Annotated in this window: 10 protein-coding genes and 1 pseudogene; 6 read left to right on the top strand and 5 right to left on the bottom strand. The window is 38.3% G+C overall.

Translation table 11 applies throughout. From position 1 onward, the window contains the following. Positions 1 to 218: 218 nt before the first annotated feature. Positions 219 to 662, bottom strand: a complete 444-nt coding sequence (locus EV146_RS26605) for a JAB domain-containing protein (RefSeq protein ID WP_132011596.1) — start codon at positions 660 to 662, stop codon at positions 219 to 221. Between the two features lie 762 nt (positions 663 to 1424). Here EV146_RS26605 and EV146_RS26600 point away from each other — a divergent pair. Continuing rightward, the gene (locus EV146_RS26600) at positions 1425 to 1985 is read left to right on the top strand and encodes a Uma2 family endonuclease (RefSeq protein ID WP_121614132.1); all 561 of its coding nucleotides are present in this window, start codon (positions 1425 to 1427) and stop codon (positions 1983 to 1985) included. A 641-nt stretch (positions 1986 to 2626) separates the two neighbouring features. Here EV146_RS26600 and EV146_RS26595 read toward each other — a convergent pair. Then, positions 2627 to 3445: a mechanosensitive ion channel family protein gene (locus EV146_RS26595; protein WP_132011595.1), complete on the bottom strand. Its 819-nt coding sequence runs from the start codon at positions 3443 to 3445 to the stop codon at positions 2627 to 2629. 810 nt (positions 3446 to 4255) lie between these two features. Between EV146_RS26595 and EV146_RS26590 the strand changes: the two genes are divergently transcribed. The 3 genes from EV146_RS26590 (at position 4256) to EV146_RS26580 (ending at position 6215) form a co-directional block, all read left to right on the top strand. Next, entirely contained in the window at positions 4256 to 4489 is a 234-nt protein-coding gene (locus EV146_RS26590) for an SH3 domain-containing protein (RefSeq protein ID WP_158287235.1), read from the top strand. Positions 4490 to 4544: 55 nt separating this feature from the next. After that, positions 4545 to 4976, top strand: a complete 432-nt coding sequence (locus EV146_RS26585) for a hypothetical protein (protein WP_132011593.1) — start codon at positions 4545 to 4547, stop codon at positions 4974 to 4976. Positions 4977 to 5429: 453 nt separating this feature from the next. After that, positions 5430 to 6215, top strand: coding sequence for a serine/threonine-protein kinase (locus tag EV146_RS26580; RefSeq protein ID WP_132011592.1), 786 nt, complete (start codon positions 5430 to 5432; stop codon positions 6213 to 6215). 136 nt (positions 6216 to 6351) lie between these two features. Here EV146_RS26580 and EV146_RS26575 read toward each other — a convergent pair whose 3' ends face one another. Together EV146_RS26575 and EV146_RS26570 are read right to left on the bottom strand one after the other, a co-directional pair. Then, the gene (locus EV146_RS26575) at positions 6352 to 6609 is read right to left on the bottom strand and encodes a hypothetical protein (RefSeq protein WP_158287234.1); all 258 of its coding nucleotides are present in this window, start codon (positions 6607 to 6609) and stop codon (positions 6352 to 6354) included. Between the two features lie 19 nt (positions 6610 to 6628). Beyond that, on the bottom strand, positions 6629 to 7327 hold the full coding sequence (locus EV146_RS26570) for a phosphatase PAP2 family protein (protein ID WP_158287233.1): 699 nt from the start codon (positions 7325 to 7327) through the stop codon (positions 6629 to 6631). A 749-nt stretch (positions 7328 to 8076) separates the two neighbouring features. Here EV146_RS26570 and EV146_RS28310 point away from each other — a divergent pair. Next, positions 8077 to 8676, top strand: coding sequence for an RsfA family transcriptional regulator (locus tag EV146_RS28310; protein WP_132011589.1), 600 nt, complete (start codon positions 8077 to 8079; stop codon positions 8674 to 8676). A 462-nt stretch (positions 8677 to 9138) separates the two neighbouring features. Here the strand turns inward: EV146_RS28310 and EV146_RS26560 are convergent, their stop codons facing one another. After that, complete coding sequence (locus EV146_RS26560) at positions 9139 to 9999, bottom strand: PPK2 family polyphosphate kinase (RefSeq protein ID WP_132011588.1); 861 nt, start codon at positions 9997 to 9999, stop codon at positions 9139 to 9141. An 878-nt stretch (positions 10000 to 10877) separates the two neighbouring features. Between EV146_RS26560 and EV146_RS26550 the strand changes: the two are divergent. Then, a pseudogene (locus EV146_RS26550) lies at positions 10878 to 11404 on the top strand (class I SAM-dependent methyltransferase). Positions 11405 to 12423: the final 1019 nt, after the last annotated feature.

Genomic DNA, 12423 nt, shown 5'->3' with positions numbered 1-12423 from the left:
CCACTTTGGAGTCCTCCTTGGTTAACTAAGTTAGGGGTCATTTCGCCACACGATTTGACACCCCGCATCATACCAAGAGGGCTCCTTTTATTTCAAGTCCCCGAAAATCCTTCTAACAGGAATGCTCCTTTGTATACAATGTATACTAACTTTAACACGAATTGTATACATTGTACACAATTGACGAGCAAAAAAAGGGAGATTTCTCTCCCCTGCCCTTACATCTTGTTTTCTTCCTTCATGCTGTAATATTCAGCTTCTGCATTCACAATCACATGGTCCAGTACTTCAATGCCAAGGATCTTTCCGCACTCCACTAATCGCTCAGTAACCGTGATATCTTCCCTGGATGGATTGACAACTCCGCTTGGATGCTGGTGGCTAAAAATCAGTGAAGCACTGTTATTCAGGATGGCTGCCTTGAATACTTCCCTTGGTACGACTAGGGAAGCGTTAAGGCTTCCGACATGGGCTCTGTGTACCGCTACCACCTGATTTTTGGTGTTGAGGCACATCACCAGGAAAACCTCCCTGTCATCTTCACCAATGAATTTTGCAGCAACTTTAGCTGCATCCTGTGGGGAAAGGATAACGTATTTTTCACTTGCCCTCAGCTTTCTGGTCTGCTGCTTGATCCTCACCACTTCAAATATATTTTCCAATTCGTTTTTCATTTGGCCTCTCTCCTTCCTTTGTTTGGGAGTAGGCCAACAATTCGCGCAAACAGGGGGAAGGGCACGCTTGCGAAGGAGCGTGCTTGCCAGGGAGGGGTAGGCAAGGCCCATGATTCCCGGGCTTTGCCGTTAGAAATCGAGGCAAGCCCAATGACTTAGCCATAGTTAGCTTGTGCCTTTTACAAGGTTACTGTGGCTTAGCCTACTTGGCTTGGCCGACTTCTTTCCCCGCCCGCCTGCCCTTCCGGCTGTCATAAGCGAACTTGTTACAATGAGGAGAACGAAGGAAGGAGAAGCACACACTACACCCACTGGCAGCTGTAAAGAACCCGTGAGCGGTTCAGCTGCCTGACGGCTATGGGTTCGATGCCCGAAGCCGTTACGTTAAGCATCGTTTCGTAAACATGGTTTCGAAACATGCTACGATATCAGGCGACAGCAAGATATCGTCGGGTTTTAGGAGGTTCGATGTCTCCCAAAACCCGATTTGAGTTCAATGGGTCTCTAAGAACATGAATTATCCATTTTTCTAAGATTACAGATTGAAGCCTTATGGCTGTTCGGAATGCCTATATGAGGATTCATATCATTTGTAATTCGCTTTAAAATCCAGGTGGTAATTCTTTCACAAGAAAACCAAATTCATATCTGATTCAAGAGGAAGATTTAGAAGATGCCTTCTTGCATCATAGGTGTTTTGCCCTTGATTAGGTATAATATAGGTAAAATCATTGAAAGGGGAGGACGGGAATGAGTTTACCCGAGGATAAACGGTTGACCCTGGAACAATTCTACCGGCTCAGGGAAACGAGCGACGAAATATTGGAGTACGTGGACGGAGTGGTATATATGTCTCCTTCGCCTTCCACCAAGCACCAGCGCATCTCCGGAAGACTGCATGCGCAATTGTTCAATCTGCTTGATGGAGGTAACTGTGAAGTCTTCCATGCCCCTTTCGATATCGAACTTAAAAGTGAAGAAGTGGAAGGGGAAAAGATTGTGATTCCCGACCTATCTGTGATTTGCGAAAAGGAAGGGCTTGAAGAAAGTAAGTTTGTTGGCGTGCCGACAATGATCATCGAAATCATAAGTCCTTCCAACCAGGCACATGACCTAGTTTTTAAACTTAACCTATATATGCAGTATGGCGTGAAGGAATATTGGATCGTCAACCCACTTATCAATACCATTCAGGTTTACACCTTGGTTGACGGCCAGTACCGCCAAAAGGATGTTGCTAAGGAAAAGGGGATGATTGAATCAGCCATTCTTCCTAAATTCAGGGTAGACCTCGAGAGGGTGTTTTCCTAGGACGATGCCCTCCTTGAAGGGGGGACAGTGGGCAGAATGCTGCATTATATTGCCTTGGTGTGGGAAGAATCACAGCAACTGAAGAGGCTTTAAGAGCGAGCGGAAGCATTATAAAAGACAATCGAGAAACCCGCCCCCGATCTGATTGGGCGGGTTAGCGTACTACATCATATATTAAATGCAACTTGAGAAAATCTTTAGTCGGGAGAAATTTAAATGAAAAAAGCCAAATACTCCCTATAGAAAGTGTTTGACCGAAATTAACCGTCAACTAATAATATTTGCTGCGATTAGCAAAATTCGATTTCTAAATCCTCACAGTCTATTGTCTTTAGGGCGGATGAGATTTAATCATGGCGCCATAGTCGAACGCTTGATTTCAACCCGGCTGTTCATGGGTTTTTGTTTCCAAACAAGTTTATCAATGCTGTGGCTTAAAATGCCTGTAAAGCTTAGGAAGAATCGTTATGAAAAATCACTATATAATAAGGTTGGGGAATGGATTGCCTGTATATGAGGGGGAATTAAAGGAGGGATTTCAAAGGTTCGATCGAAAAAGGGAGGGTGCAGATTCAATAGTTACTAGTTAAACAACAGAAAAAGCAAAAAACAAGAGTATGAACTCTTGCTTTTTTTGTTTGTTAATCGCCTGTGCTAAGGCTCTCGGCCATCATTAGCTCATATTTGTGAGCGGCCTTCGCCAGTTCATACCTTACCTTTTTGCCTGCTTCCACAATGTCTGCTTCATTCACGAGACCTGATAGTGAATATCGGTGCCCCCTAAACTCCACGTTCAGTTCGGTGATGTGGTTAAATTTAAAATTCTCAACAGGAACACCCTTCTCATCCTTCAACAGGTATTCACCGTATTTCTCGTTGCATGTTTCAGCCACTTCCTCCATCACCTTGAAGGCATCGTCCGGATTTTGCCTATAGTTGAGGACAAGGCTTTCGTTGACCCGGCGCCTACCCCGGTTCCCGTTCTGAAGTTCCGTAATGTTGCTGTAGGAAACCGTATAGAGGTATCCGTCATACTGGCGGATCTTCAGGTGGCGCATGCTGATTTCCTCAATTTTACCCTGGCAGTTTCCATTGATGATGACATAATCTCCATGATGGATCTGGCGCTCAAACAAGTAGGTTAGACCCATAATGTAATCGCGGATGATATGCTGGAAGATCAATGCCAAGGCACCTGCCACTACAACGGAACCTGTGACAAGCTTCGCAAGGTCAAAGAAAGGGCTAATCACATAAATAAAGAAGAACACCAGTCCTAATACCTTTGTCACCTGGTTGGCGAAATGAATCAATGTCTCTTCACGCTTTTCATCCAAGAAGCTCGTTTTGTCAAAGAAAAGCTTAATGGATTTGCGGATTAAGTATACCGTGATGAGAATCAGCAGTGCCACCGTTAAAATTTTAACAGGTAACCAATCGTACAATCCCAAGAAAAACATTCTTATAACCTCCCACTTTTTTACACTACAACCAATGGAAAACGGAATAGAGAAAACTTTCTTTCCCTTCCCAACAAATTTTAAAGATAGCATGGTTCCATAGTAAATAGAAGTATTAACCGTAATTCTGATGTTAATCAAACGTTTGATTAAATAAAATGTCCTTGTTTCTTCATATAATACAGTTCACCATGGCGTGAATCATTCCCAATGTATAATGGAACACGAACTGCGTTAGTTACATTCAATCTTAACCGTCATCAATTAGTATAAATTAGAAGGCCAACAAACGGGTAAAGTAAGAATAGTAAATGAGATAAAGTCAAAAAAATATAACTACTGAACTATCAAGCATCCTTTTAGAGGATGCTTTTTTTGCACAAAGAGGTGATAGAGGTGAAGAAGGTTGATTCGCATAACGTAATCAAATAAAAGAAGCTGCAACAGATAGTTGGCCAGATAGAGAAGAGGGACGGCAACCGAAAGATAAACCTTAGCCTCAGGAGAAGAAGAGCTAGTGGATTGGATATTATAGGGATGGCAAGAACATCTACCAGCGTGTTGAGGGTTCAAAAAGGAGAGATAACAAAACATTATTTGTTGGAATTTACTTCAAAACGAATGAATAAGTAAAAATTTTTATTCTGCACAGCCCGCCTATTTGATGCGCACTAAGGGACTATATCAAATATAAAGTAGATAATTGACGAATAAAATTCATTGTTTGTTATGTATGGCAGTAATATATTTGATTCAAAATCAATTATGTATTTTTGGAATAATGGGTCTAAGGAGAAGAGGAGGAATAAGGTGAAAAACAAGACCATTAAGGGGCTATTGGCTTTTTTACTGACTTTGCTCGTATCGGTATTTGCACCATTGTATCAAGTGGAAGCTGCCGCAAAGACAGGTGTAGTCGATATAACCAGTGGGGTACTTAACGTAAGAAGTGGTCCTGGAACGAACTATAAGAAAATCGGTTCCTTAAAGAAGAACTCCAAAGTTACAGTGTATTCCATTAAGAGTGGTTGGGCACAAAATTAAATACTCTAAAAAGAAAGGGTATGTGTCCGATGATTATCTAAGATTTTATAGTACTATGTCAGCTACTACTGCTAAAGCAATTGCTGATAAAGCGGAAAAGACTCAAAGAATCACTTGGAGTAAGAATTATACAAAAAGTCAGATTTACGCTATCATGACACCACAATTTACGAAACCGTTTATAGATAAATACTTTAAGCAGCAATTTAGGACCGCAGGGAAAGATAGAAAAAGCAATCAATTGTATCACGTAATCGAAACAGAAATCTGGGGTTTGTCACTCTATCCTCTCGATTGGAAGGGGGAGTATGAACCGAAGAAACCCACTGTCACTCACTTTGTAAAGAATGGAAAGGCTTATTTATATATTTCGCAATATCATGTGAATGAAATGAGTGGAAATAAAACAACTACCATCTGTTTTTACAAAAGCGGAACAAAGTGGTTAGTGTATGACCATCAAGTAAAATACAATCAAAGGAAGTAATACATGTAGGAGTCACTCTTTAATGAGTGGCTTTTTCATTTGGATGCAGTGTGGGAAGCTCCTTCTATGGTCTACAATACTCAGGAGCTTACGTAGTTCTTTTACGCTCTTATGTTTTATCCTGATTTCTCAATGGCATGTGTGTGTGTTTCACTAGACTTCTAACGTGTAATCATTCAACATATAGTCATAACTGTTTAGCAGCGAGTTTGTTGAAAGAAGGTTCCTATGCTCTAAGAAATTGGTTTGGAGATAATCCCCTTTTACCCTTATGTACTTCATTATTGTTGTGGATACAATATAGCATACGTTTAGTACAGCAAATTCAAGGTAAACTTTACTAACGAAAAATATAAAAGGTTTAACAGAATTTGCTCCCTCTACGGTTCAGAGATCACATTTCCAATAAAAATTTGTTCTTGAAAAACATTGACTAGGAGGAAATTTTTTGAAATGAAATGGACCCGCATTATTAAAAGTCTGTATGACCGTCCTATTAAGAAAGGTGTCTTGCTAGGAGATTCATATATAATTGAAAAATGTCTTGGAATGGGCGGTTATGGAATTACATACCAGTGTGTTCTCAAAGGTACACAAGATAGATATGTTTTAAAGCAGCTTCGGCCCAGTAAATCAAAAAGAACATATGAACGTGAACGTTTTAAACAGGAAGTTGAATTACTTAGGAAAATAAATCACAAACGAATTCCGAATCTAGTCGATTATTTTATGATAGATGGGCAATCGTATTATGTAATGAATAAGATTGATGCACCCAATTTAGAAGACTTATTATTTCTACAAAAAAGTGAGTTTACAGAATTGGAGTCTTTAATACTTGCTTATAAACTAATGTCTATATTAGATTATTTGCATGAAAACCTTATTTTTCATAGTGATATTAGACCTCCAAATGTCTTAGTGAAGAATGGAGAAGTATTTTTAATCGATTTTGGCCTTGCGAAAAAAATATCACCCAAAGATATTGATATCGAGTCAAGGAGGCAAGATGATTTCTTTGATTTAGGTGAATGTTTACTGTTCTTGCTTTATTCTCAATTTAAAGGAAAACCGAGTAAGAAACGTAGTTGGTTAGAAGAGTTATCTATAGGCAAGGAGACTGAAGATATTATTAAAAGGTTATTAGGGATCAACGAAGTATACAGTGCGACTGATCATATTCGCGAGGATTTGGTAAAAGCTATTGATTGCCAAGGAGGGTTGTGCCAAAAAAATTAATAGTGACCGAAAAATAAGTCCTAGTTCAATTTGAACAAGGACTTATTTTTTTCCCTTTACGATTTCGGTGGGCTAGGATCAGCCATTAAGATATTGAATTCGAAACAAAGGGCCTTTTCCCAATTCCCGAATTGGATTAGAAGGGAAAGGTTTGTATAAACTTGACCCTAACTGCTGCTTCTATTACGGCGTTTGTAGTTATGGCTTCCTCCATATTTATTATTATTCTTTCTGCCCGAGCTATGACTGTAGCTTCCGTATTTCCTTCGACCGCTGCTGCTATAGTTTCTATGCCTGCGGCTATTACTATGACTCCCTGAAAATTGTTGGATCTTCTTGAGTATTTTTTTAAACATACATGCAGCTCTCCTTCTCTTTTAAAATTTTGTATCATTGAAATTCTGATAAACCATTTACTTGAATGTCTCTTGTCCCTTTTCCCTATTTTGATCTTCCAAACGCCTCTCAAACTTCCGTTTTCTTTTGGCCCAGTCTATGAATTCAAGGATGCTTATACAAATTATAAGCCATATAATTCCGGCTGAAAAACCTGCCAGTACATCTGTGGGATAGTGGACTCCAAGGTATACCCGGCTGATACCAATAAGGAAAATAACCATGCTTAATAATGAAATCCAACCTAACTTAGAAAGGATTGGCCACTTGCGGCTACGAATCACGAGATAACCCAAGAATCCATAAAAAATCATACTTCCCATGGAATGACCACTTGGAAAACTAAACCCATCAGCGTGAATGATACGGTTGATGTCAGGGCGCTCTCTTTCAAAAAGACCTTTCAGCAATAGATTTAAAATGCCTCCTCCAGCTACTGTTAGGAACGAAATGAGAGTTCCCCAATAATTCCGTTGTACCAAAAGGAATAAACTCATGCAGCCTATCAGAAGTATTCCGATCACCCATTTTGACCCCATCGTCGTTATAAAAATCATGATTGAATCCAAAAAGGGTGAAGAGTAGGTTTGGACAAAGTCAATTACTTTTTGATCAATTGGATGGAACCTTCCTGCTGATAAGCCCCCTGACAATTCAACGAAGATCAGCATACTAAATCCTGTAATAAATGATATGGTGATTATCCATAGTTTCATGAAACGTGGTATAGCTATTAATCGTTGTTTCACGTTTTCCCTCATGCTTTCATCGATTGTGTTATAAGCTCCAATATGATTGTCCCTTTAAACAATGCCCCGTTCGTGGATATCTAGCTAACCGACTGACCACCCCCTTAAGCTTTTTAATTAGGAACAAGGTGATCTCCAAAAGAAAAGACCTTTACCGTATGGAGGCAAAGGTCTCAAAAAAAAACAAAAAGACCTTTACCAACTACAAATAAGCGGTAAAGGTCTCGCTAGCAATTAAATAATGCCAACAAAGCCGGGGATTTCATTTCCCGGAATGACGACTTTGTTGTTAAAGCTACTCCCCTTTGGAGAACACATTTTATTAAGATTGTTGTTAATATAACAAATTAAAGGCTAAAATTCAAATCTAAGCTAGTTTATTAATAATCGTGAATACCTCCGTACAAATGGTTGTGTTCATGAGATGACAAAACCACCAGTAACTGAACCATGATCACGAAAACTCTTTTGTATCGTCACAACTCCCGTCATGATTGGCAAATATCGCAATTAGATTTTGCTTAGTATAACCATGGTTAGTAGCAATCCTTATTAAAAATACTTACTAAGGTCTCGAAGCGAGAAATAAAATACTTTCTCTTCCAAACTACCGTTTTATGTTCAATCTTATGAACATGTGATATTTGCCCTTATTTAAAAAACAGTCTATCTATTCTTTTGTTTGAATATATATGGTTAAAAACGGAGGATTATAGATGCCAACCACTCAAAAGGATAGAAAAGATACTTGGACTCAAGAGGAAGATGAATTATTGGCAGCAACGGTGCTTCGCCATATCAAGGAAAACTCCACCCAGTTGGAAGCATTCAAGGAAGTTGGAAAGCAGCTGGAAAGAACGGCTGGGGCATGCGGATTTCGATGGAATTCATACCTTAGGAAACAATACAGTACAGAAATCCAACAGGCGAAACAGAAACGACGGGAAGAAAAGAGAAAAGAAACAAAAAATAAATCACGTAGCCCAAATAAGCAAGGCAAGGAAACCTTACAGGACAATCATCAGAAAGTCGAAAGATCTCAAGTGGCATCGGAACGACAAAATAATAATCAAGAGCAGCCTATTGAAAATATTACTCAGTTTATTAAAGATTTATATGAGAAGGAAAGTAGATATGCTGAAATCAACGAGAATCTCAGTTTATACAAGAGCTTAAATAGCGAACTCAAGGCAAAAATTCTTGAGCTTTCTTCAGAAAATGAGAAATTAAAAAATGAGCTTGATTCAATGACACAGGATTACACAAGATTAAGTGAATTAATCGTTCAAGCAAAAACCTTTGTTATACAAAGATAGGCAGAATATATATGGAAATACTCCTATAACCTCCTTTTTATGATAAAGGAGGTCCTTTTATGTAAACTGGGATCCAAATTAAGAAGTCACAGAAAATATATTAGTTTACCTTACTCTACACTTTTAAATAAAGAGACTTAATATCAAATTGGTCGATAGATATGAGACCGCAATATTAATGAGTAGAAATAAAAAAGAGGGTACCGAACTTTAAACAAAGATTATTCACAAGTATTTAAATATTTATATGATAACAATAAAAAAAGCCAAACATCTTCAATTTCAAGAGCTTGGCGTTAATATTGAGAAAATCAATCAATAAAAAATGTTTGATCTGGGTACATTATTAATCCCCATCTTTTGATTATTTTTTATATGATAACTGAGTTCGTTAAGGTCCTAATACTCTTTTGAAAAATAAGTGGGTGGTGATCGTGTTCGATTATATCTAATTCGTTTTTGTTATTCGTTCTCGAGCATTTCAATGTATTTATCCAGTTTCTTTTGGTTTTCCTCGGAGATTTCAGGAAATTTTGGATTTATTTTTTCAAGTAATTCGATCATGACTTCCGTCAAAATGTAACGGGAATACCATTCATCATCTGCCGGGAGTATATACCAAGGTGCATAGCTGGTAGAGGTATGGCTTAACATGTCTTCAAATACTGCTTGGTAACGGTCCCAGTGCTTTCTCTCCTTTACATCATTGAAAGAGAACTCCCAGTTCTTTTTCGGATCTTTCATACGCTCTAGCAGCCTTTTTCTCTGTTCTTCCTTCGACACATTAAAGAAAAATTTGACCACTTCGAATCCATTTTCCACCATATAGCGTTCAAATTCGTTGATGTGTCGATAGCGCATCATACAAATCTTATCTTTATCCAAATCGTTTGGAATCACATCTTCCCCCGCAAACCCATGGATCCTTGGCACAATTACATCTTCATAGTACGAACGATTCAAGATACTTATTTCGCCTCTTGCAGGCAGTCCCTTATGAACTCTCCAAAGGAAATCATGGCTAAGCTCCGTGTCAGAGGGTTTCTTAAAGGACGTTGTTTTCAAACCCTGAGCGTTTAAATTTGAAAAGATGTAACTGATCGCTTCATCTTTCCCTGCCGCATCCATCGCCTGTAGTACAACTAATATTCCCTTTTTCGATTCTGCGTAAAGCCTCCAGTGCAAATCCTTCAGCTTGCTGACGCTTGACGGAATCATCTTTTCCAGCAATTCTTTTTCCTCTATGCGGTTCTCCTCTGTAGTCGAGTATTCGAATAGCTTAACATTTTTGTTTTCTTCCACTAAATATTTCCTTGTTTCCATAACATCCTCCTAGTTCAAAATCAATCTTTGGAAAAATCGGTATTGGTTGAAAAGGACATTTGGTTCTATCTATTTAATCCGTCCAATTATAGTTACCCGCCTATAGAAAACACAAACGAAACTGGAACAACCAGCAATAAATACCTAAAAGGTAAACAGCCCGGTCATGACCGACATTGCCCCATAATTAATCAATTCTTATATGAATCCTGCTGAAGACAGGGATGAGGTTGCATATTCCAATTTAGCGGTTTCCTTAAACAAAAGAGCGCTGACTCATCAGGTTAGCAAAACTAGCCTCCACCTGTTGGTCAGGCATGACGAAGGAATGATAGGAAAATTGACCCGTTGATACATGGGAGGGAAAGCATCCAGTTTGGGAGTGGAAGAAACAGTAGTGCACCCCGTACAAAATAAACGCTTAATAAAATATTTTTCTGGACAATACGATTCCGTTATTGCGTGCTATTTCTACAAATATCCTCGCTAATTTACCAGCCAATTTCATTATAAATTTCATCTCTTTTATTTTCTTGACTTTCACTTTATTGGAGTGGATAGCCATAAACTCTGTATTGTTCACTACTTGGTTGAATTAGAATGGAGTCTTACTGATATCTTACTGAGGAGCCCTATTTTTATTAAAGCTCAAATTACGCTCTACAGGAATGTAATCGGGGAGGTTAGGTTTGTTTAATAAAGGCTCTGTTATATTTAATATAATAACTTTATTGGGGTTAAAGAAATTGCTAGAAGGAAATAGATAGCCTCCTGAAAAAGATGTTGTTCCTTTAGGAGGCTATCTTAATATTGAGGAGTTGTATAAATTATGAAACAAAAAGTAGGATGATGTGAATTTCTTTACTGCATATAAAAAAATGGCACGTTCAGTCAATGGACTTGAGAGTACAGGAGAATGGCACGTTTTAAAAGAACTTTTACCCTAACTCCGAAATGAAAGTGTACTTGATTTGGGATGCGGTTTCGGTTGGCATTGCCGTTATGCTCGTGAACAGCAAGCAAGGTCTGTAATTGGAGTAGATATATCTGAAAAAATGCTTCAACAAGCTCATGAAATGACTAATGATTCCTTAATTTCGTACATTAAAATGCCAAGCCTGGAGGTTCCTTTGTATTTTCGGTTGAAAATCCAATTTTCACTTCTCGGAACGAACAAGATTGGTATTATGATGACAAAGGGAATCGACTGCATTGGGCAATTGACATTCACCATTTGGAAGGATTACGTGAAACATCATTCCTAACCAATGACTTAATTATTGCTGGTTTTAAGATTAGGAAAGTGAGGGAGCCAAATCCCTCTGAGGAAATCTTAAAAAGTATTCCTGAAATGAAAGATGAGCTCCGTAGACCTGTGTTTTTAATAATTTCAGCAGTAAAGTAAATGTTTATTATACGTTCCTACGAGATGGAGGGGCGTTTTTTTTATTCAACTCTATTTTAGAAAGAATGAACATGAGAATCGATATTAAGGAACAGGAATTAAGTTAAAGAAAACCGGGTAATACCTCGTTATTATATAGAAGTCCTTACTCAATTTATTTCTTGTGGAATTAGGCTTAATTAGTGGGAATGACGCTATTCTTTCCCATTGTTGGAACAGTTAACTACGTATACCAATCTTATAAGTAGACTGTTATAAAACCCTTAGATAATCTAGAAAAAGTGCACCTAATTGCCAAAGGTAAAAATAGGGACCGAACTAAGCAATTCACCAACAACGTTTACTATATATTCAATCCTTCGGAGTGAGCAAGTTAAACTCAAGAAATGGTACCCTAAGAAGCTGGTCAGTGTCAAATTAATTTACTCACGCAAGATTAATGGCATACAAGAGGATGTTTTTTAGTGAAAAATTGAAAGTGTAACTAAATAGCCGCTTTTCAGAAGGGGTTACGAAGGGGTTGCGAATAGACAATGATGAAACATGGTAACCTATACCTACTACTTAGAAAGGGGATATGTACCATGTATTCTAGAAAAAACAGGATTACTGATCTAATAGTTATAACAGTGATTGGTGCTATAGTATCCTTCCTCAATATCCTATAATCCGAAGGGGTGAAGGGTAGGTGGGCTCAACCAGGTTTCTCAAAAAAATATACCAGAGGTTCTGAACCAAAATGGAAATGGCCACCAAAATGTGAAAAGCTATTCCCTCTGCTTGGAATAGCTTTTCACTGGCTTATTCTAAACTACCCTGAATTGATAATTTGCTGGGGTAAAGAATATCATAACCAATGGTGTAATTAATTATTCTTGCTAGAGGCAGATTTATTGTGCCTAACAAGAGAAATTAAGAGCAATTAAGGAGCATTCCTGTTAGAAGGATTTTCGGGGACTTGAAATAAAAAGAGCCCTCTTGGTATGATGCGGGGTGTCAAATCGTGTGGCGAAATGACC

It is taken from the genome of Mesobacillus foraminis, from assembly GCF_004340465.1.
Classification (GTDB): Bacteria; Bacillota; Bacilli; order Bacillales; family Cytobacillaceae; genus Mesobacillus_B; species Mesobacillus_B foraminis.
The sequence above is the reverse complement of the archived record's forward strand: the minus strand, read 5'-3'. Positions and strand labels throughout refer to the sequence as shown.